Annotated in this window: 18 protein-coding genes; 12 read left to right on the top strand and 6 right to left on the bottom strand. The window is 70.5% G+C overall.

The features are described from left to right. Positions 1-36 precede the first annotated feature (36 nt). From mutY to ftsY, 3 genes are read right to left on the bottom strand one after another with little or no spacing between them, the layout of a single operon-like run. Positions 37-1,101, bottom strand: coding sequence for an A/G-specific adenine glycosylase (gene mutY / locus ACOZ90_RS09425; RefSeq protein ID WP_422893400.1), 1,065 nt, complete (start codon positions 1,099-1,101; stop codon positions 37-39). After that, positions 1,098-2,351 (bottom strand): AsmA family protein, encoded by a 1,254-nt coding sequence (locus tag ACOZ90_RS09420; protein ID WP_422893399.1) that lies wholly within the window; start codon positions 2,349-2,351, stop codon positions 1,098-1,100. The genes mutY and ACOZ90_RS09420 overlap by 4 nt, the downstream gene beginning before the upstream one ends. Then, positions 2,348-3,634, bottom strand: coding sequence for a signal recognition particle-docking protein FtsY (gene ftsY, locus ACOZ90_RS09415; protein ID WP_422893398.1), 1,287 nt, complete (start codon positions 3,632-3,634; stop codon positions 2,348-2,350). Before ftsY ends, ACOZ90_RS09420 begins: the two co-directional genes overlap by 4 nt. An 80-nt stretch (positions 3,635-3,714) precedes the next feature. Between ftsY and rsmD the strand changes: the two genes are divergently transcribed. The 6 genes from rsmD (at position 3,715) to ACOZ90_RS09385 (ending at position 8,610) form a co-directional block, all read left to right on the top strand. Beyond that, entirely contained in the window at positions 3,715-4,293 is a 579-nt protein-coding gene (gene rsmD / locus ACOZ90_RS09410) for a 16S rRNA (guanine(966)-N(2))-methyltransferase RsmD (RefSeq protein ID WP_422893397.1), read from the top strand. 61 nt (positions 4,294-4,354) lie between these two features. Beyond that, on the top strand, positions 4,355-4,864 hold the full coding sequence (coaD, locus tag ACOZ90_RS09405; RefSeq protein ID WP_422893442.1) for a pantetheine-phosphate adenylyltransferase: 510 nt from the start codon (positions 4,355-4,357) through the stop codon (positions 4,862-4,864). 35 nt (positions 4,865-4,899) lie between these two features. Beyond that, positions 4,900-5,478, top strand: a complete 579-nt coding sequence (locus tag ACOZ90_RS09400) for a hypothetical protein (RefSeq protein WP_422893396.1) — start codon at positions 4,900-4,902, stop codon at positions 5,476-5,478. A gap of 114 nt (positions 5,479-5,592) precedes the next feature. After that, positions 5,593-5,868, top strand: coding sequence for a YfhL family 4Fe-4S dicluster ferredoxin (locus ACOZ90_RS09395; RefSeq protein ID WP_422893395.1), 276 nt, complete (start codon positions 5,593-5,595; stop codon positions 5,866-5,868). A 31-nt stretch (positions 5,869-5,899) separates the two neighbouring features. Continuing rightward, complete coding sequence (gene ggt, locus ACOZ90_RS09390; protein WP_422893394.1) at positions 5,900-7,675, top strand: gamma-glutamyltransferase; 1,776 nt, start codon at positions 5,900-5,902, stop codon at positions 7,673-7,675. Positions 7,676-7,719: 44 nt separating this feature from the next. Continuing rightward, the gene (locus ACOZ90_RS09385; protein WP_422893393.1) at positions 7,720-8,610 is read left to right on the top strand and encodes an MBL fold metallo-hydrolase; all 891 of its coding nucleotides are present in this window, start codon (positions 7,720-7,722) and stop codon (positions 8,608-8,610) included. 38 nt (positions 8,611-8,648) lie between these two features. On the opposite strand, the gene upp is transcribed toward ACOZ90_RS09385, so the two are convergent. Together upp and ACOZ90_RS09375 are read right to left on the bottom strand one after the other, a co-directional pair. Next, complete coding sequence (gene upp, locus ACOZ90_RS09380) at positions 8,649-9,281, bottom strand: uracil phosphoribosyltransferase (protein WP_422893392.1); 633 nt, start codon at positions 9,279-9,281, stop codon at positions 8,649-8,651. Positions 9,282-9,386: 105 nt separating this feature from the next. Further along, on the bottom strand, positions 9,387-12,242 hold the full coding sequence (locus ACOZ90_RS09375; protein WP_422893391.1) for a TonB-dependent receptor: 2,856 nt from the start codon (positions 12,240-12,242) through the stop codon (positions 9,387-9,389). 295 nt (positions 12,243-12,537) lie between these two features. Here ACOZ90_RS09375 and ACOZ90_RS09370 point away from each other — a divergent pair, with 295 nt between their 5' ends. Together ACOZ90_RS09370 and ACOZ90_RS09365 are read left to right on the top strand one after the other, a co-directional pair. Continuing rightward, a complete protein-coding gene (locus ACOZ90_RS09370) occupies positions 12,538-13,905 on the top strand; it encodes a purple acid phosphatase family protein (protein ID WP_422893441.1) in 1,368 nt (455 codons plus the stop codon). After that, positions 13,902-14,531 carry an inorganic diphosphatase gene (locus ACOZ90_RS09365; protein WP_422893390.1) on the top strand — a complete coding sequence of 210 codons (630 nt, stop codon included), beginning with the start codon at positions 13,902-13,904 and terminating at the stop codon, positions 14,529-14,531. The genes ACOZ90_RS09370 and ACOZ90_RS09365 overlap by 4 nt, the downstream gene beginning before the upstream one ends. Positions 14,532-14,555: 24 nt before the next feature. Here ACOZ90_RS09365 and ACOZ90_RS09360 read toward each other — a convergent pair whose 3' ends face one another. Beyond that, the gene (locus ACOZ90_RS09360) at positions 14,556-16,037 is read right to left on the bottom strand and encodes an aminotransferase class III-fold pyridoxal phosphate-dependent enzyme (RefSeq protein WP_422893389.1); all 1,482 of its coding nucleotides are present in this window, start codon (positions 16,035-16,037) and stop codon (positions 14,556-14,558) included. Between the two features lie 155 nt (positions 16,038-16,192). Here ACOZ90_RS09360 and ACOZ90_RS09355 point away from each other — a divergent pair, with 155 nt between their 5' ends. The 4 genes from ACOZ90_RS09355 (at position 16,193) to ACOZ90_RS09340 (ending at position 20,573) form a co-directional block, all read left to right on the top strand. Further along, a complete protein-coding gene (locus ACOZ90_RS09355) occupies positions 16,193-16,624 on the top strand; it encodes an Lrp/AsnC family transcriptional regulator (RefSeq protein WP_422893388.1) in 432 nt (143 codons plus the stop codon). 3 nt (positions 16,625-16,627) lie between these two features. Then, the gene (gene queA / locus ACOZ90_RS09350) at positions 16,628-17,668 is read left to right on the top strand and encodes a tRNA preQ1(34) S-adenosylmethionine ribosyltransferase-isomerase QueA (protein ID WP_422893387.1); all 1,041 of its coding nucleotides are present in this window, start codon (positions 16,628-16,630) and stop codon (positions 17,666-17,668) included. Positions 17,669-17,752: 84 nt separating this feature from the next. Continuing rightward, positions 17,753-18,856, top strand: a complete 1,104-nt coding sequence (locus ACOZ90_RS09345) for a Fe(3+) ABC transporter substrate-binding protein (RefSeq protein ID WP_422893386.1) — start codon at positions 17,753-17,755, stop codon at positions 18,854-18,856. A 31-nt stretch (positions 18,857-18,887) separates the two neighbouring features. Continuing rightward, the gene (locus ACOZ90_RS09340) at positions 18,888-20,573 is read left to right on the top strand and encodes an ABC transporter permease (protein WP_422893385.1); all 1,686 of its coding nucleotides are present in this window, start codon (positions 18,888-18,890) and stop codon (positions 20,571-20,573) included. Position 20,574: the final 1 nt, after the last annotated feature.

Below are 20,574 nucleotides of genomic sequence, written 5' to 3'. Positions count from 1 at the left end.
TCACAAGGGGATTGATAATCCCCATTGTAGGTCGGGTCAGGCCGTCGACGCGCTGCCGGTGAGCAGGCGCCGGATCGGCGCGGGAATGCCAAGCGACTCCAGTTCGGCTTGCGGGACCCAGCGAAGGTGCGCGTCGTCAAGCACCTTCGCGCCCGCGCCCACCTCGCGCCAGCGCAGCGGCCGCAGGGTCAGCCGGTAGTGGGTGAACGCGTGGGCGATGGGGTCCAGCGCTTCGCCGCGGGTCCAGTCGCCACGCAGGTGCGCCTGGAACCAGGCGCGCGCGTCCCCATCGGCCTCGGCCTGGGGCAGCGACCACAGCGACGCCCAGACGCCGGCCGGCGGGCGCCGCTGCAGCAGCACGCGCCCGGCGTCGTCGTACACCAGCAGTACCACCGCCTCACGCAGGGGCAGCGGTTTTCCGGGCTTGGGCGTCGGCAGTTCGGCCACGCGGCCCTGGGCGAGCGCGGCGCAGCCGTGGCTGACCGGGCACAGCAGGCAGGCGGGATCATGGCGGGTGCACAGGGTGGCACCCAGGTCCATCTGCGCCTGTACGTAGTCGGCCATGCGCGCGTGGGGCAGGTGCGATTCGGCCAGCGCCCACAGATGGCGTTCGACCTTCGGCGTTCCCGGCCAGCCGTCAACGGCGTGCAGCCGGGCGAGCACGCGCTTGACGTTGCCGTCCAGGATCGGATGCCGATCGCCCCAGGCCTGGGCGAGGATCGCGCCCGCGGTGCTGCGGCCGATGCCGGGCAGCGCCACCAGGGCGTCGATGTCACGCGGCAGGTCGCCGCCGTGCCGCTCCACGCAGGCCACGGCCGCGGCGTGCAGGTTGCGGGCGCGGGCGTAGTAGCCCAGCCCCGACCACAGCGCGAGCACGTCGTCCAGCGGCGCGCGGGCAAGCGAAGGCAGATCCGGCAGGGCGGCGATGAAGCGCTCGAAGTACGGCACCACCACCCGCACCTGGGTCTGCTGCAGCATGATTTCCGACAGCCACACCCGGTAGGGCGTACGCGGGTGCTGCCAGGGCAGGTCGTGGCGGCCGTTGGCGTCGAACCATTCCAGCAGGCGGCTGGCGAAGGCGGCGTTCGCGTCCTGCTTCATTGCGTGCCGGTATCCGCGGGAGCGTCGTCGAAGGTGACCTCCACGCCGTGCAGGCTGGCGCCGGCAACGTCGATGCGCGGCACGGTCAGGCGCCCATCCAGCGGCGGCAGCGGCGTGCCGCTGTCGATGGCGGCGAACCAGGAGGTGACGTCCGCGACCCGCAGGCTGCCTTCGAAGCGGGCCTGGTCGTGCTGAAGCTCCAGGCGCAGCGGGTCGGCCAGGCTGGCCGGCCCCGAGTACGCCAGCCGGAACGGCAGCGGCGTGTCCGCATCGCCGATGGGCGGGGGCAGTGCCGGCCAGGTCTGCGGCCACCGCCTGATGTCGCCGGTGAGCTCCAGCGCCAGCGCCTGCGCATAGGCCAGGCGGCCGCGGCCGTCCAGATCCGGCACCAGATCTTTCCCGCGAAGCGCCAGTGCGGCCGGCTCCAGCGACAGCGCACCGCCGGCAAACGCGGCTTCGGCCGCCAGCCCGAGCGCGAACGCCTGCCTCGTGCCCGGCGATTCGTAGCGCGAAGCCGAGGAGAGCCGCAGCCCCTGCAGCCGGATTCCCGGCGCGCCGGGGGAGGCCGGGGCCAGCCGGGCGGAGAGCACGATCCGGTTGGGCAGCCGCCAGTCATCCGCCTGCGGACTGGCCGTGCCCGCGATGCCGATGCCGGCGCCGGCGGCGGGCCGGGTCATCGCCAGCCGCAGGTTGAACGGGGCGTCGAACGCCTGCGCCTCGTAGCGGCCACGTACCGCGCCGCGCACGCGCTCGCCGGGCGCGAAGTACGGCAGGTCGATGTCGATGTCCCGCAGCGACCATTCGCCGCCCTCCACATGGCCGCGCTTCACCAGCAGCCCGTCGGCCAGGGTCGGCAGCGGGCCGTCGCCGGGAGGGCGCTGTGACCACCAGTCCATGAAGGGCTGCAGCCAGACCTTCGGCGCGTCCAGCTCGATCCGGGTCACCGTCAGGTCGGCGCCGCGGGCGCGCAGGGTCGACCACGGCACCGAGATGAAGATCCGTTCGGCTTCGATCAGCGGCGCGTCGGCGCCGGGCACGCGCGCGCTGACCTGGCGCGCCACCAGCTGCGGGCTGCCGCGCAGCCGGTAATCGAATTGCCCGGCGCTGATCTCAAGTCCCAGCGCCCGGCCGGCCATGCCCAGCACCTGCGGCCCGAGCGTCTGCGGCCGCATCGCCCAGCGCAGCGCGAGCGCGGTGGCCAGCAGGAGCACCACGACCACGATCAACGCGATCGCGGAGCGGCGCTTCACCCGCCCAGCGCCTCCGGCAGCAGCGCGTCGACGAAGGCCTCCGCGTCAAACACCCGCAGGTCTTCGGAACGCTCGCCGATGCCGGCATAGCGGATCGGGATGCCGAACTCGCGCGCCAGCGCGAACACCACGCCGCCCTTGGCGGTGCCGTCGAGCTTGGTCACCACCAGCCCGGTCACCTGCACCGCGGCGTTGAACTGGCGCACCTGCGAGACGGCGTTCTGGCCGGTGGTGCCGTCCACCACCATCAGCACTTCGTGCGGCGCGACCGGATCGACCTTGCCCAGCACGCGGCGGATCTTGCCCAGCTCGGCCATCAGGCCCTGCTGGGTGTGCAGGCGGCCGGCGGTGTCGGCGATCAGCACGCCGGTGCCGCGCGACTTGGCCGACTGCAGCGCGTCGAAGGCCACCGAGGCCGCGTCCGCGTTCTGTCCCTGGGCGACGACCGGCACGCCGTTGCGCTCGCCCCAGGCCTGCAGCTGGGCCACGGCGGCGGCGCGGAAGGTGTCGCCCGCGGCGAGCATCAGGCCGTGGCCTTCCTCCTTGAAGCGGCGCGCCAGCTTGCCGATGGTGGTGGTCTTGCCGACGCCGTTCACGCCCACGGTGAGGATCACGAACGGTTTGGCGGAGGTGTCGATGGCCAGCGGCTGCGCGACCGGGCGCAGCAGCGCGACCATTTCGTTGCGCAGTCCGGCCAGCAGCGCGGCGGCGTCGGCGAACTCGCGCGCCTTCATCCGCTTGCGCATGGTCTCGACCAGGGCGGTGGTGGCGGCCACGCCGACGTCGGCGGTCAGCAGCGCGGTCTCGATCTCGTCGAGCAGGTCGTCATCGAGCTTGGGGTTGCTGGAGAACAGCCCGCCGAGGTTGCGGGCAAAGCCGCTGACGCCCAGGCGTTCGCGCCAGCCCTTTTTGCCCGGAGCGGCGGCCGGGGCCTGCGCCGGGCCGGTGTCGACGGCGGGTGGCGGCGCGACGGCCGGTGCAGCGGCCGGTGCAGCGGCCGGCGGGGCAGGGGGTTTCGGGGCTGGAGCCGGCGCGGGCGCTGGAGGCGGTGCCTCGCGCGCTTCCGGCGCGGCTGGAGGGGCCTGGACGGGCGGCTGCGCGGGCGGCGCTTCCCGAACCGGAGCTTCCTGCGCGGGAGCCTCCGCTTCGGCGGCGGGCGGCGCCTCGGGCCCGGCCTGGTGACTGTCGGGGAACGCGGCCGCCAGTTCCTCGATGCTGAGGCGGCGCCTGCTGCCGGCGGGGCCTTCGGGTTCGGGTTTGTCGCGTCGGAACCAGCTGGCCATGCCGCCGTGCAGTCCTGGATGGGGGAGAATGGCGGGATGTTACCACCCGCATCATTGCTCCCCGCCCGGGTCGCGAGGCTATGAAGTCGCCTGCAGGCAAGGTTCGCATCATCGGCGGGCGCTGGCGCGGCACCCGCCTGCCGGTGGCCGATTCGCCCGGCCTGCGGCCGACCTCCGACCGCGCCCGCGAGACCCTGTTCAACTGGCTGCAGCCGGCGCTGCCCGGCGCCCGGGTGCTCGACCTGTTCGCCGGCAGCGGGGCGCTGGGGCTGGAAGCGCTTTCGCGCGGCGCCGCCGAGGCGCTGCTGGTGGAGCGCGATCCCGCGCTTGCGCGCGCGCTGGAAGACAGCCTGCGCCGGCTGGACGCCGGGCCCGCTGCGCACGTGGTGCGCGCCGACGCGGTGGACTTCCTCGGCGCGCCGCTGCACGGGCGCTTCGACATCGTGTTCATGGATCCGCCGTTCGACGCGGGACTCTGGCAGCCGGCGCTGGACGCGCTGGGCCCCTGGCTGGCCGACGATGCCTGGCTGTACCTGGAATCGCCGGCCGGGGCCGTGCAGGAACCGGACGCCGCCTGGCAGCCGCACCGCGAGATGCGCACCCGCGACGCGCGTCACGCCCTGTACCGGCGCGTGCGCGGCGGTGCCGGGCGCGGGTGACGGTGACGCTGCTACACTTGGCGCCATCCCATCCGGTCGAAACGTGGAAGGCTTCTCCGACATGAGCGTGGCGCGCAACCGCATCGCGGTCTATCCCGGCACCTTCGACCCGATCACCAACGGTCACATCGACCTGATCCATCGTGCCGCGCCGCTGTTCGAGCGGATCATCGTTGGCATCGCCGAAAGCCCCGGCAAGGGCCCGACGCTGGAGCTGGATCTGCGCCTGGAACTGGCGCGGGTCGCCTTGGAAGGCCACGGCAACATCGAGGTGAGGGGCTTCGACTGCCTGCTTGCGGACTTCGTGCGCGAGGTTGGCGGCGGGGTGCTGCTGCGCGGCCTGCGCGCGGTGTCGGACTTCGAATACGAGTTCCAGATGGCCAGCATGAACAGGCACCTCATCCCGGAAGTGGAAACCCTGTTCCTGACGCCGGCCGAACAATACGGTTTCATATCCTCGTCGCTGGTTCGCGAGATCTCGCGCCTTGGCGGCGACGTGTCCGCCTTCGTACCGGCGGCGGTGGCCGAGGCGCTGCAGGCCGAATGGCAGCGCAACCACACACCATCCTGACAACCCGATATCCGCATCCCGAGGGGACAAAGCAAATGAAGACCATGACCCGCCTGCTGCTGAGCGCCTGCCTTGTCCTTCCGCTGGCCGCATGCCAGCAGGAAGAAGAAGTGCAGGTGGTCGAGACCGCTCCGCTGACCGCGCCGCAGACCGAAGACCGCAACGAATGGCGCGCCTACCTCAACGACGTGGTCGGCCGCCACATGGAAGGCATCTTCAACCAGCCCTACGTGTACCTGGTGCCGCCGAGGCGGGACGACGCGGCCGAAGTGGCGGCTGGGGAAGCTGACGCCGCCGAAGGCGCGGAAGCCGCCGAAGGCACCACCGGCCCGGAGCTGGTGAGCCAGGTCAACGAGGCCGATGCCGAGTACCTGCGCCTGGCCGAGCGCGCCGAGATGGACGTGGCGCGCGGCATCGTGCGCGGCAACCTGCTGGCCTATGCCGGCGCGGACTCCGACCGCGTCGCGGACCTGGTGGTGCGCGCGTTCGAGGACGTCCAGGAAGACACCATGGACGGCGTGCGCGTGCTGTTCATCGGCGACGAGGCCGACAACGAGCGGGTGCAACAGGCCGTTGCCCCGGCAGGCGTCGAATACATCTTCATCCAGAAGTAAGCTGGGGCCCAATGCCCCGAGCACGGCCCGGGCTTCGCGCCCGGGCCGCGCAACGCCCGGGCGCGGCAGCGCCCGCGGCCGGCACGGGTGGCGCCTGAGCCGCATCGAGCCCATATGTCGCTGAAAATCAACGAGCTTTGTGTCAACTGCGACGTCTGCGAACCGGTCTGCCCCAACTCGGCGATCTCGCAGGGCGAAACCATCTACCTGATCGATCCGGCGCTGTGCACCGAATGCGTCGGCCACTTCGACGAGCCACAGTGCGTCATGGTGTGCCCGGTCGAATGCATCGACCCGGATCCCGACAATCCCGAAAGCGAGCCGCAGCTGCTGGCCAAGCTGCGCCGGCTGCAGGAGCAGGGCGCGGCGCCGCCCGACGTCGCGGCCTGACGCGCCATCAAACCGCAGCACTGGAGTGAGCATGAAGCCCTGGTACGCCCTGTTCCTCGCCCTGGCCCTGGTGGCCACTTCCGCCTGTGACAGCACCACGGCCGCCACGCCCGCGCAGGCCGACGGCCAGCAGCAGGCGCCGGACACGCCGCCGGGCGTTGCCATCGCCTCCGCGCACTCGCTGGCCACCGAGGCCGGGCTGGAGATCCTGGGCGATGGCGGCAACGCCTTCGACGCGGCCATCGCGGTGTCCGCCGCGCTGTCGGTGGTGGAGCCGATCAGCTCGGGCATCGGCGGCGGCGGCTTCTTCCTGCTGCACGAGGCCGACACCGGGCGCGACGTGTTTGTCGACGCGCGCGAGACCTCGCCCGCGGCGGTCAGGTCGGAGCACTACCTGACCGAAGACGGGGAGTTCGACCGCGACCGCGCCACCAACGGCGCCTGGGCGGCCGGCATCCCCGGCCTGCCGGCCGCGTTCGTGCACATGGCCGCCGAGTACGGCGAGCTGCCGCTGGCGCGATCACTGGCGCCAGCGATTCGCCTGGCCGACGAGGGCTTCCCGGTGTACGGCCGCATGGTTCGCGGCTACGAGCGCCGCGCCGAGGTGATGGAGCGCTACCCCGGCACCCGCGACACCTTCCTGATCGAAGGCCGGGCGATGCGCGAGGGCGACACCTTCCGCCAGCCCGACCTGGCCCGCACCCTGGAGCGGCTGGGCGCCGAGGGCTTCGACGGCTTCTACCGCGGCCGCACCGCCGAGCTGCTGCTGGAAGGCGTGCGCGCCGAAGGCGGCGAGTGGACGGCCGAGGACCTGGCGGCCTACAAGGTGGTCGAGCGCGAGCCGCTGCGCCTTGGCTACCACGAGTGGGAGATCGTGACCGCGCCGCCGCCGTCGTCGGGCGGCGTCGCGCTGGCGCAGATGCTGCAGATCCTGGCCGGCTGGGATCTGGAGGAGCTCGATCCGGCCCTGCGCGCGCACCTGACCGTGGAGTCCATGCGCCGCGCGTTCCGCGACCGCACCTTCTACCTGGGCGACCCGGACTTCGTCGACATCCCGATCCGCACCCTGACCAGCCGCGACTACGCCGCCGGCCTGCGCGCCACCATCCATCCCGGCCGCGCCACCCCCAGCGAACTGCTGTCGGGCCTGCCGACCCCGCTGGAGGACGAGGAGACCACCCACTTCTCGATCATCGATGCCCAGGGCAACCGCGTCGCCGCGACCCAGACCGTCAACCTGCTGTTCGGCTCGGGCCTGGTGCCGCCGGGCACCGGCGTGCTGCTCAACAACGAGATGGACGACTTCGCGCTGGTGCCGGGCGAGGCCAACGCCTTCGGCGTGACCGGCTACGATGCCAACGCGCCCGAGCCGGGCAAGCGCATGCTCAGCTCGATGACCCCGACCTTCATGGTCTCCGACGATCGCATCGCCGTGCTCGGCACGCCGGGCGGCACCCGCATCATCACCATGGTGCTGCTGGGCATCCTGGGCTACGACGCGGGCCTGGACGCGCAGGAAGTGGCCGCGCTGCCGCGCTTCCACCACCAGTGGACGCCGGACAGGATCTCCGCCGAAGGCGGCGCGTTCACCCCGCAGGTGGTCACCGAGCTGCGCGCGATGGGCCACGAGGTGGACTCGCCCGACGAAGAGGACGAGATGCGCCGCGCCCAGGGCCGCACCTCCAGCCACAGCTGGGGCAACCTGCAGACCGTGGCCTGGAACCTGCGCGACAACACCCTGGAAGGCGGCACCGACCCGCGCAACGAGGTCGGCTCCGCCCGGGTCGAGCAAACGCAGACCCCGTGAATCCCGCAGGTCGGGGCCGCGCCCCGACGCCAAGGAGCCATGCCATGAAACTCTGGTCAATCGAAGGCAACACCCAGAAACTCGACGGCGGCGCCATGTTCGGCAACGCCCCACGTGCGCTGTGGACGCGCTGGATGCAGCCCGACGAGCTCAACCGCATCCCGCTGGCCTGCCGCGCGCTGCTGGCGCAGCCGCTCAACGGCAAGACGGTGCTGTTTGAAACCGGCGTGGGCGCCTTCTTCGACCCGAAGATGCGCGAGCGCTACGGTGTGGTCGAGGATCGCCACGTGCTGCTCGACTCGCTGCGCGAGGCAGGCTTCTCGCACGAGGACATCGACGTGGTGGTGCTCTCGCACATGCACTTCGACCACGTCGGCGGCCTGCTGCGCGAATACCGCGAGGGCGAGCCGCCCGAGCTGCTGTTTCCCAACGCCGTCTTCCTCACCAGCCGTCCGCACTGGGAGCGCGCCAAAAATCCGCACCCGCGTGACCGCGCCAGCTTCATCCCCGAGCTGACCGCGCTGCTGGAAGCCAGCGGCCGGCTGCAGTTCGTCGACGGCGGCCGCTCCGACGTCCTCGGCGACGCGGTCAGCTTCACCTACAGCGACGGCCACACCCCGGGCATGATGCTGGCCGAGATCCATGGTGCCCCGGGCCCCGACGGCAGGCCCCGGGGCGGCGTCGCCTTCTGCGCCGACCTCGTCCCCGGCCGTCCCTGGGTGCACGTGCCCATCACCATGGGCTACGACCGCAGCGGTGAACTGCTGATCGACGAAAAGCGCGCCTTCCTGGAGGACAAGCTGGAGCGCAACGTCCACCTGTTCCTCACCCACGATCCCGAAATCGCCCTCGTCCAGCTCACCCGCGACGATCGCGGCCGCTTCGCCCCGAGCCACGAAACCGCCAAGCTGGAAGCAAGACCCCTCGCAATGTAGGAGCGCGCATGGCGCGCTCCTACCGGGGATTGCGGTTCTCAGCCGCCGGGCGTGCCGAAGATCTTGTCGCCCGCGTCACCCAGCCCGGGCAGGATGTAGCCGCGCTCGTCCAGGCGCTCGTCGACCGACGCCGTGTAGACCTCGATGTCCGGATGCGCGGCCTCCACCGCCCGCAGTCCCTCCGGCGCCGCCACCAGGAACAGGCCCCTGATCCGCCGCGCGCCCGCGGCCTTGAGCATGTCGATCGTCGCGATCAGCGTCCCGCCGGTGGCCAGCATGGGATCGAGGATCAGCGCGATCCGGTCGTCCATGTTGTCCACCAGCTTCTCGTAGTAGGTGTGCGCCGCCAGCGTGTCCTCGTCGCGGGCAAGGCCGACCACGCTGACCTTGGCCGCCGGGATCAGTTCCAGCACCCCCGGCAGCATCCCGATGCCCGCGCGCAGGATCGGCACCAGCGTCACCTTGCGCCCCTTGATCCGCCGCACCCGTACCGGCCCGGCCCAGCCCTCGACCTGCGCATCCTCCGTTTCCAGATCCGCCGTCGCCTCGTAGGTGAGCAGCGTGGCCACTTCGGCCGACAGTTCGCGGAAGGTCTTGGTGGAGTTGTCGGCCCGGCGCATGAGGCCGAGCTTGTGCTGCACGAGGGGGTGGCGGACTTCGACGACTTTCATGGGCGCGGGCGGTTGGGATCGGATCCCCGGGAGGATACCGCCCCGAAGCAAAAAAAACGGGGCCGGATCAACCGGCCCCGCAAGGGATTCCCATGGGAGGGGAGATCAGTAGTCGTAGCGCACGCCCACCAGCCACGAGCGGCCGAAGCCTTCCATTTCCAGCACCCGGTTGCGCTGGCCCTGGTAGCGGACCTGGCGGGTGTCGTTGATGTTGTTGACCTCGCCGAACAGGCTGATGCCGTTGCCGAACCGGTAGCTGGCGGTGAAGTCCAGGCTGGAACGGCCGTCCCAGAGGATGTTCAGCTCCGGATTGGTGATGTTGAACTCCTGGATGAACTCCGAACGGTGGTTGTAGGCAAGGCGCGCGTTGAAGCCGGCCTTTTCATACGTCAGCGCCAGGTTGTAGTTGTGGCGCGAGGTGCCGGGCAGTTCGGTCTCGCCCAGGCCGAACGGCAGCTCGGCCTTGGACTTGGCCCAGGTGTAGTTGGCGTACACGCCCAGCCCGTTCCACGCGCCCGGGAGCATGTCGAAGGTCTGCTGCCACGCCAGCTCCAGGCCGTAGATGCTGCCCTTGTCGCCGTTCTCCGGACGGGTGACGTCCTGGCGGATGTCGCGGATCTCGCCGTCGTCCATCACCACGTCTTCCCACAGCACGGTGCTGCTGGCGACGAACAGCGGATCGTTGATGCGCTTGTAGAACGCCGCGGCCGACACCAGGCCCAGCGGGCGCAGGTAGCGCTCGAAGGACACGTCCAGGTTGTGGGCGTAGGCTGCCTTCACGTTCGGGTTGCCGATCTCGATGTCGTCCCAGTCACGCTCGCCGCGGATCCGGTAGGGCGCGGTGTGCATGAAGTCCGGGCGGTTCAGGCCGGTCGAGTACGAGGCGCGCAGGATCGTGTCCTGGTCGAGCTCGTAGCGGAAATGCACGCTGGGCAGGAAGTGGCCGTAGCTGCGGCTGGCGAACTGCGGCACCGCCTCCTCGGTCTCCTCGTTGAACTCGGCCGCGCTGCCCTCCAGCTCGGTGCGCTCGTAGCGCGCGCCGGCCACCATGGTCAGCTTGTCCCAGGTCGCGTCCAGGCGCACGTAGCCGGCGTAGACGTCTTCCGAGGCGCTGTAGTCGGCGGTGATCGAATCGGCGATCAGGCGCTCGTGGTTGGGGCTTGAGGTGAGCGGGCCGGCGTAGTTCTCGAAGGTGTCGCGGCGGAAGCGGCGGCCGGTCAGGAAGTAGTCGAAGTTGTTCGACCAGCTGTCGAACAGCATGTCCGAATAGCCGATGCCCAGCGCGTTGAAATCGTCTTCCTCGCCGTTGCGGTGGCGCTCTTCGTTGAACAGCTTGTCACGCTGGCGCGCACGCAGGCCGAACTTGATGTCGCCATGCTCGCCGAGGAAATTCTGCGCCCGGGTCAGGTCGACGCGGAAGCTGTTCTCCTTCTCCTCGCTGTATTCGTAGCGGTCGTTGAGGCGGCGGAAGTTGTACCAGTCCTCCGGCAGGTTGACCCCGCTGGCCGGCGCATCGGCCACGTCCAGGATGTTCCACACCGGGAAGTCCGGGTTGGAGTAGTCGTAGGCCATGCGCGGGCGGACTTCCGAGCGGAAGATGTACTGCATGCGCGGGCTGGTGGTCTTGTCGGCCTTGCTCTGCGCGGCCTGCCAGTCCAGCTTCCAGTCGGCGCCCAGCCAGTGCTCGCCGCCCAGGTTGTAGGTGCGGATCGACTTGTCGTAGGTGCGCTCGCGCAGCTCCTTGTCGAAGGTGGCGCGGCCGGCCACGCCGGTGACGTCGTTGGAGCCGGCCTCGTGACGCTCCAGTTCGATCGCCAGGGTGTCGCGGAACTCGCGATCCTCGAAGTTCGAGTCCGAGGCGATGAAGTAGAGCAGGTTGTCCGGGTTGATCCGGAAGTCGAAGCGCCCGGTCAGGCCGGTACGGGTGCGGGTGCCCTCGTAGTCCTTGATTTCCACGACTTCCGGCATGATCTCGCCGTCGAAGTCCTCGAACACCGCTTCCACGTTGTCGGTGAAGCGCTCCTGCTCGCTGCGCGAGGCGGAGATCAGCAGGCCGATGTTGCGGTCGGCGCCGAAGGCGTTGCCGATGGTGGCGTTGTAGCGCGTGTTGTCACCGCTGCCCAGCTCGAACTCGCCCATCGCGGCCGAGGCGCGCAGGGTCAGACCGTCGCGATCCAGCGCGCTCTGGGTGCGGATGTTGATGTTGCCGGCGATGGCGTCGGCGTCCATGTCCGGGGTCAGCGCCTTGGTCACTTCCAGCGCGGCGATCACGTCCGCCGGGATGGTGTCCAGCTCCACGCCACGGCTTTCCGCGTCGGGGTTGGCGAGCTGCACGCCGTCGATGGAGACGGTGGTGAACTCCTTGGGCGCGCCGCGCACGGTCACGTAGCGGCCTTCGCCCTGGTCGCGCTCGATCGACACGCCCGGGATGCGCTGGGTGGACTCGGCGATGTTGTGGTCGGGGAACTGGCCCAGCAGGTCGGCCGAGACCACGTTGATGTAGTTGGTCGAGGCGCGCTGCTGGTTGAGGGCCAGCGCGTTGGCGTCGCGGGTGGCGCGCACTTCAACCGTGCCCAGGGTGGTGGCGTCGGCGGCGCCGGCGTTGCTGTACAGGCTGATCTCCACCTGCGCACCGGAGTCGGCCGGCACCACGATCTCGGTGTCCACGCTGTGGTAGCCCAGGTAGTCGACGGTCAGCTGGTAGGTGCCCGGGGCGACGCCGCTGATGCGGAACTCGCCGTTGCGGCTGCTGGTGGTGACCTGCTCGCCGTTGAGGGAGATCACCGCGCCGTCGAGCGAGGCGCCGAAGTTCGATTCGCGTACCCGGCCGACGATGGTGCCGGCGGAAGCGGTCTCGCCAGCCACGATTCCCAGCTGGGAGTCGGCGTGGGCGCGTGGGGCGACGGTGAGGGCGAGCGCGGAGGCGACCGCGGCGGCGATCAGGGTGCGTTGGATGGTCATCAGGTAACGGATCCGGATTCGAATGGATACCCCGCCAATCCGGCAGGGCAGCGGCGCATATGTTTATGACAACGGGTTGCAGACACGTGACCGAATTACTGCAAACGTATTTCAGCGCTGCCTGTGGGGCCGTCCGCCATCTGTAACGGGGCTGAAATATCCGGCGGCAAAAATCGGGATCCCGTTCTCGATTGCCGGATTCTTCATGTCAGTTTGTGGTTTTGATCGGCCTTCGTCCGCTTCCGGCCGCGCACCCGACGCCGTTTCGTATGTCAGCCGCGTTGCACGAACGGGGCTGCTGGTGGCGGCGCTGCTGGCTGTTTCCGGCATCGTCCTGGCCGATACGGGGGCCGCGCGCGAGGTCGAGCCCAACGTGCTCGTGCCGGCGGGTGACCTGCACCATGCGCCGGCGGCGCGTCCGGACAGGATCGTGGCCTCGCCGGCGGCGGACCCGGCGCGCGGATTCCAGGTGGCCTGGCGCACGTCGCTGGGCATCGAGAGCCCGTTGCTGGAGCTTGCCGTGGCCGATGATTCGCCGGACATGGGCGAGCCCCTGCAGCTGGCCGCGCGCAGCAGCCGGCTGGACTCGGAAACCGGCGCGGCCGGCTACCACCAGGTCGAGATCGAGGGTCTGGAGCCGGACACCCTGTACGTGTTCCGGGTCCAGGGCGCCAACGGCTGGTGGAGCCCGTGGCGGCAGCTGCGTACCGCCGCCGCCCCCGGCGCGCCGCTGGAGTTCCTGTACTTCGGCGACACCCAGAACAAGAACGCCAGCCACTCCACCCGGGTGCTGCTGGAGGCGCAGCGGCACGCGCCGCGGGCGCGCCTGGCGCTGTTCACCGGTGACCAGGTCAGCGGCGGCGACGGCGAGGACGACAGCGAGTGGGGCGAGTGGTTCGACGCCGTCGCGCCGGTGGCCGGCACCATGCTGGTCGCGCCGGTGGCCGGCAACCACGAGTACTTCGAGGAGTTCGAGGACACGCCGCAGGAGCGGCGCGTGCTTGGCCTCCACTGGCCGCAGGTGTACGCGCTGCCCGGCAACGGCGCGCCGGGCGCGGAAGCCACGACCTACTGGTTCGACATGCACGACGCGCGCTTCGTGGTGCTCGACGGCACCTCGGCGCTGGACCTGGGCACCGCGGTGGCGCAGGCCGAATGGCTGGACGGCGTGCTGGCCGCCAGCCCGCGCGAATGGTCGATCGTGGCCATCCACCAGCCCATGTTCTCGCCACGCCAGGATCGCGACAACGCGCTGCTGCGCGAGCACGTGCTGCCGGTGCTCGAGCGCCACCGCGTGGATCTGGTGCTGCAGGGCCACGACCACGTCTACGGCCGCCGCGGCGGCCTGGTCGACGGGCAGGGCACGCCGCAGTACCTGGTGAGCGTGGTCGGGGCCAAGCAGTACCGGCACTCGCCCGAGGCGCGGGCGACGATGGCCCCGATCGCCGAGGACACCCAGCTGTTCCAGGTGGTGCGCATCGAGGACGGCGAACTGCGCTACGAGGCGCGCACCGTCACCGGCCGCCTCTACGACGCGTTCTCGCTGGTGGGCGACCGCGCCTCCGGGCGCCGCATCGTCGAACACCCCGAGGGCCGCATCGGCCAGCGTGACTGCCCGCGCGATGCCACCCTCAAGGGCCGCACCGACCGCTGCTGGGAATGAACGGCGCAACGGCCGGCAGGCGCCATCGCTCCCGCGCAGGCGGGGGCCCATGGGCGCTGCTCTTGCTCCTGCTCACCGTCACCGGCTTCGCCGCTGCCGCCGGACGCCCGGCGCTGCTGGAAGTTCCGCAGCCGGCGAGCGCCCCGGACGAAGCCCTGCTGGCGGTGGAAATCCCCGCCGGCGGCTTCACCAAGTACGAGCTCGACGACGACGGCCACGTCTACGTGGATCGGTTCCTGTCGATGCCGGTGACGTACCCGGCCAACTACGGCTCCATGCCCGGCACCCTGGCCGGCGACGGCGACCCGCTCGATGCGCTGGTGATCACGCGTGCGCCGCTGCATCCGGGCGTGCTGATCCGGTTCCGCCCGGTCGGGGTGCTGCGCATGCGCGACGGCGGCGAGGCCGATGACAAGATCATCGGCGTGCCGGCGGACGACGTCGACCCGCACTATGCACAGGTTCGCGACATCGGCGACCTGCCGCCGATGGAGCTTGCCCGGATCGAGGCCTTCTTCCGCGTCTACAAGGATCTGCCGGACACCGGTGCGGCGAATCCGGTCGAGCTGCGGGGCTTCGGCGACGCCGCTGAAGCCCGTGACATGATCCGCGGCGCGCTCCCGTAGAAGCGCGCCGCGTACAACACACGCTTACGGCTTGCGCGGGCCTTCCTTCAGCGCCCGGCGCACCATGTCGACCACCAGGTCGAGCTCGTCCTCGCCCATCTCGAAGCGCGGGGTGAAGCGCAGCGAGTTCTCGCCGCCGTGGATCACGCCCAGGCCGTTCTCGCGCAGCCATTCCTCGCTCGAACCCGCGCCGTAGCCCTTGAACTCGGGCGCAAGCTCGCACGAGAACAGCAGGCCGGTGCCCTGGACCTTGGTGACCAGCCCGCCGAGCTCGTCCTTCAGCGCTTCCAGCTTTTCCACCGCCTGGCGGCCGCGCAGCTGGATGTTGGCGCGCACCTGCGGCGTCACCATGCCCAGCACCGCGGCCCCGACGTCGGCCGCGCGCGGGTTGGCGGTCATGGTGTTGCCGTAGGTGCCGCGCTTGTAGATGCCCGCCGCGCGCTCGTTCATCGCCAGCACCGACAGCGGGTACTGGCCGGCGTTGAGCGCCTTGGAGTAGGTTTCCATGTCCGGCGCCTCCTGGTCCTCGAAGCCGGGGTAGTCGACGATCGACAGCGTGCCGGTGGCGCGCAGGCCGGCCTGGATGGAGTCGACCAGCAGCAGCGCGCCATGCGCCCTGGTCAGCTCGCGCGCGGCGGCGTAGAACGCCGGCGGCACGCTGCGGCCGGGGTCGCCTTCGCCCATCACCGGCTCCAGGAACATCGCCTCGATGAACCAGCCGTTGGCGTCGGCGTCGGCGAAGGCCTGCTTCAGGGCGTCGAGGTCGTAGGGGGCGACCACCAGCACGCTGTCCTCGTTGCGGTAGCTGGCCAGCGCGTTTTCATAGGTCTTGCGGGTGGAGTTGGAGTACAGCCCCGGGGCTTCGGTGCGGCCGTGGAAGCCGCCCTTGACCACCAGGCGCTTGACCGCGCGCCCGGCGTGGCGGCCGCCTTCGTCGGTCATGGTCTTGGCGTTGGTGTCGGCGATGCGGGCGGCCAGCGAGACCGACTCGGAGCCGGAGTTCAGGCACATGAAGGCCTGGAACGGGCAGCCGCCGCGGGTGTGGCCGATTTCCGCGCGCAGGGCCTTGTCCAGCTGCATCTGCGACAGGCTCGGGGTCATGATGTTGGCCATCGCCTGCGGCCTGGCCATCGCTTCGATGACGGCCTTGGGCGCGTGGCCGAAGCCGAGCATGCCGTAGCCGCCGGTGTCGTAGAGCACCGCGCCCTTGAGGGTCACGATCCAGGCGCCGCGGGCGGTCAGGGCGACGTAGGGGTTCACGCCGTCCTGCGGGTAGAAGTTGACGAAGCCGGCCTGGATCTTCTGCAGCTGGGCGTCCTCGTCCAGATCCAGCAGATCGGCGTGCTCGTTGCGCAGGGCCTCGTAGGCCTCGGCCGCGGCTTCGATGGCCTCGACCAGATCCGGATGGCCGGCGGCAAAGCGCTCGATGGTGGCGTCGTCCAGGCCCGGGGTGCGGCGGGTGCCGGCGTGGGCGCGAAGGGGGGAAAGCTTGTTGATCACGGACATGCAGGGGTCCTCACGGGGTCTGGAAAGGGAGCGGTCGCGCGGCGCGCTGGACACGCATGCCTTCTATTGTGGGAAAATAAATCGTCGTTTGAAAGGTATGAATTGATCGCTCTGGTGCATAATTTCATCGCTTCGACGAAATCCAGGTGCCGCACATGAAGCTCACCCCCGCCGATGAGCAGCTGCTGTCGCTGCTGCGCGAGAACGCCCGCCTGTCCACCGCCGGGATCGCCCGGCGGCTGAAGCTCTCGCGCACCACGGTGCACAGCCGGATCGAGCGCCTGGAGCGCCTGGGCGTGATCAAGGGCTACACGGTGCGGGTGGCCGACGCGCACGAGCGCGCGCAGATCCGCGCCCACATCCTGATCGCGGTGATGCCGCGGCAGATGCAGGCGGTGGTGGCGGCGCTGCGCGACATTCCCGAGGTGCGCACCCTGCATTCGGTCAGCGGTGCCTCCGACCTGGTCGCGCTTGGCGCCACTTCCACGGTGGAGGACATGGACGTGCTGACCGACCGCATCGGCGCCATCGATGGCGTGGAGCGCACCACGTCCTCCATCATCCTGTCCACCAAGTTCTCGCGGTGACGCTTGAAGAAATCCGATTTCCACTACGACCTGCCGCCCGAGCTGATCGCCCAGGAGCCGCTGGCCGAACGTTCGGCCAGCCGCCTGCTGCTGGTGCCGCCGGGCGAGGCGCCGTTCGATGACCGCCAGGTGCGCGAGCTGCCGGAACTGCTGCAGCCGGGCGACCTGCTGGTGTTCAACGACACCCGGGTGATCCCGGCGCGGCTGTTCGGCCACAAGCAGAGCGGGGGGCGGGTGGAGATCCTGATCGAGCGGCTGTTGCCTGGGAACCAGGCCCGGGCGCAGATCCGGGCCAGCAAGGCGCCCCGGCCGGGGACGGTGATCGAACTGGATGCGGGTGGCAGCGCCGAGGTGCTCGAACGCGACGGCGGCTTCTACCAGCTGCGCTTCGACGTGCCCGATGCGCTGGAATCGTGGCTGCTGGAGGCCGGCCGGCTGCCGCTGCCGCCCTATATCCAGCGCGTCCCTGACCGGGACGACGCCGAGCGCTACCAGACCGTGTTCGCCCGCGAGCCCGGGGCGGTGGCCGCGCCGACGGCGGGGCTGCATTTCGACCAGCCGCTGCTGGAGGCCCTGCGCGGACGCGGCGTTGAAACCGGCCACGTGACCCTGCACGTGGGCGCGGGGACCTTCCTGCCCATGCGCGCCGAGCGGCTGAGCGAGCACCGCATGCACAGCGAGTGGCTGAACGTGGGCGCGGGCCTGGTGGCGCAGATCCGCCGCACCCGCGAGGCCGGCGGGCGGGTGATCGCGGTGGGCACGACGGTGGTGCGGGCGCTGGAAAGCGCGACACGCCTGAATGAAGCCGGTGAAGGCGAACTGCACCCGTTCTCGGGCGAAACCAGCATCTTCATTTTCCCCGGCTACCGCATCCGCAGCGTCGACGCGCTGCTGACCAATTTCCACCTGCCCGAGTCGACCCTGCTGATGCTGGTGTCGGCGTTCGCGGGCAGGGATCGGGTGCTGCAGGCCTACGCCCACGCCATCGACCGGCGCTACCGGTTCTTCTCCTACGGCGATGCAATGCTGCTGTTTCCTTCGTGAATGATTATAATTCCCATCTTGCTCAAGCCATCCCGGTGCCGGGTTCCAGCCAGAGTCGACTCCCGCACACGAGGAAACTGCATGATGAACACGACAATCCGCAACCGCCGCGCCCCGCGTTTCGCCAGCCTGCTTTCGGCGGCCTGCGCCACCCTGCTGCTGGCCGCCTGCAGCCAGCAGGAAGCCCCGGCCACCGCCGCGCAGGGCAGTGACGCCGCTCCCGCCGGTGCCGGTGAGGTCAACCTGTACACCACCCGCGAGCCGGGCCTGATCCAGCCGCTGCTGGACGCGTTCACCGAAAACAGCGGCGTGCAGGTCAACACCGTGTTCCTCAAGGACGGCCTGATGGAGCGCCTGGGCGCCGAGGGCGAGCGTTCGCCGGCCGACGTGCTGATGACGGTGGACACCGGCAACCTGCTGGACGTGGTCAACGCCGGCCATACCCAGGCGGTCGATTCGGACGTGCTGGAAGAGGCGATTCCCTCCCACCTGCGCGGCGAGGACGGCCAGTGGTTCACCCTGTCCCTGCGCGACCGGGTGCTGTACGCCGACAAGGATCTGGATCTGGAAGGCTTCGCCTACGAGGATCTGGCCGATCCGCAGTGGAAGGGTCGGGTGTGCATCCGCTCGGGCCAGCACCCGTACAACACCAGCCTGTTCGCGGCCATGATCGCCCACTCCGGCGCCGAGGCCACCGAGCAGTGGCTGCGCGGGGTCAAGGACAACCAGGCCCGCAAGGCCGCCGGCGGCGACCGCGACGTGGCCCGCGACATCCTCGCCGGCATCTGCGACATCGGCATCGCCAACGCCTACTACGTGGGGCGGATGAAGAACGCCGAGGAAGGCTCCGAGCAGCGCCAGTGGGGCGATGCCATCCAGGTGGTGCGGCCGGTGTTCGCCAGCGCCGGGGACGGCGGCACCCACGTCAACATCTCCGGCGCCGCGGTGGCCGCCAACTCGCCCAACCGGGACAACGCGGTGCAGCTGCTCGAATACCTGGTGTCCGACGAGGCGCAGAGCATGTACGCCCGTGCCAACTACGAGTACCCGGTGAAGGCCGGCGTGGAGCTGGATCCGGTGGTGGCGAGCTTCGGGGAAATGAAGATCGACGCGCTGCCGCTGACAGAGGTCGCGCGCCATCGCAAGCAGGCGAGCGAGCTGGTCGACAAGGTCGGCTTCGACAACTGATGGCGGAAGGCCGGGCCGGCGCGGTGGCGGGATGACGCCGGCGATTGCAGGCCGGGCGCCGGCAGTGCGCCTGCGCCCGGACTTCTGGCGGCTGGCGGCCACCGCGATCGCGGTGGCGATGCTGCTGCCGCTGCTGGCCCTGGGCTGGAGCGCGCTGCAGGGCAGCGACGGGCTGTGGTCGCATATCGCGGTGCACGTGCTGCCGCGCTCGGCGCTCAACACGGTGCTGCTGCTGGCCGGGGTGGGCGCGCTGGTGGTGGCGATCGGCACCGGCGCGGCCTGGCTGGTCACCGCCTACGAATTCCCCGGCCGCCGCTTCGCCTCCTGGGCGCTGCTGCTGCCGCTGGCGGTGCCCACCTACATCGTCGCCTTCGCCTACCTGGATCTGCTGCATCCGCTGGGCCCGGTGCAGGGCACCCTGCGCGCGCTGCTGGGCATCGACAGCCCGCGCGATTTCCGCCTGCCGGACATCCGCTCGCTCGCCGGCTGCATCCTGCTGCTGGGCTTCGTGCTGTACCCGTACGTGTACCTGACCACCCGGGCGATGTTCATGACCCAGGCGGCCAGTTTGCTGGAGGCGGCGCGCTCGCTGGGGGCGTCGCCCACGCGCGTGTTCCTGCGCGTGGCGCTGCCGATGGCGCGCCCGGCGATCGCCATCGGCGCGGTGCTGGCGCTGCTGGAAACGCTCAACGACATCGGCGCCTCCGAGTTCCTCGGCGTGCAGACGCTGACCGTGGCGGTCTACACCACCTGGGTCACCCGCAGCGACCTGCCGGGGGCTTCGCAGATCGCGCTGGCGATGCTGGCGATCGTGGTGGTGCTGATCGTCATCGAGCGGTACGGCAGGCGCCGCCAGCGCTATTCGGCGACCCAGCGGCCGCGGCCGATGCGGCCGCTGCGGCTGCGCGGCGCCCGGGCCTGGCTGGCGCTGGGCCTGGCCGTGGCGCCGGTGATCATCGGCTTCGCGGTTCCCGCGGCCTACCTGGCCTGGGAAACCGCGGAGCGGCTGGGCAATGGCGGGGTGTCGCGGCAGCTGCTTGAAAGCGCGCGCAACACCCTGCTGGTGGCGCTGGCGGCCACCGCGGCCACGGTGGCCGCGGGGCTGACGGTGGCCTGGGCGCTGCGGCTGGCGCAGGGCCGGCGGCAGGCGCGGCTGGCGGCGCTGAACCTGCGCGTGGCCAGCCTGGGCTACGCGGTGCCGGGCACGGTGCTGGCAATCGGCCTGCTGGTGCCGCTGGCGTGGTTCGACGACGGCGCCAACGTGGTGATCGCCGCGTTCGGCGGCGCGCCGCAGATGGTGCTGATGGGCTCGGCCACCGCGCTGGTGATCGCCTACATGCTGCGCTTCCTGGCCGTTTCCGCCGGCGGCATCGAGGCCGGCCTCACCCGCATCCCGCGCTCGCTGGATCAGGCCGCCGCGGGCCTGGGGCATTCGCCGGCGGCGGTGCTGCGGCGGGTGCACCTGCCGCTGCTCAGGCCGGCGATGGCCGCCGCCGCGCTGCTGGTGTTCGTGGATACCATGAAGGAGCTGCCGGCCACGCTGCTGCTGCGGCCGCTGAATTTCGAGACCCTGGCGACCTGGCTGTATGCCGAGGCGTCGCGCGGGACGTATGAGGAGGGCGCCGTGGCGGCGCTGATGATCGTGCTGGTGGGGCTGCTGCCGGTGGTGCTGCTGGCGCGCACCGGCCTGCGCTACGGACAGGAGCGGATGGCTTGAA

This window comes from Luteimonas dalianensis (genome assembly GCF_049339425.1).
In the GTDB taxonomy this organism is placed as follows: domain Bacteria; phylum Pseudomonadota; class Gammaproteobacteria; order Xanthomonadales; family Xanthomonadaceae; genus Luteimonas; species Luteimonas dalianensis.
This window is presented reverse-complemented; position numbering and strand designations above follow the sequence as displayed.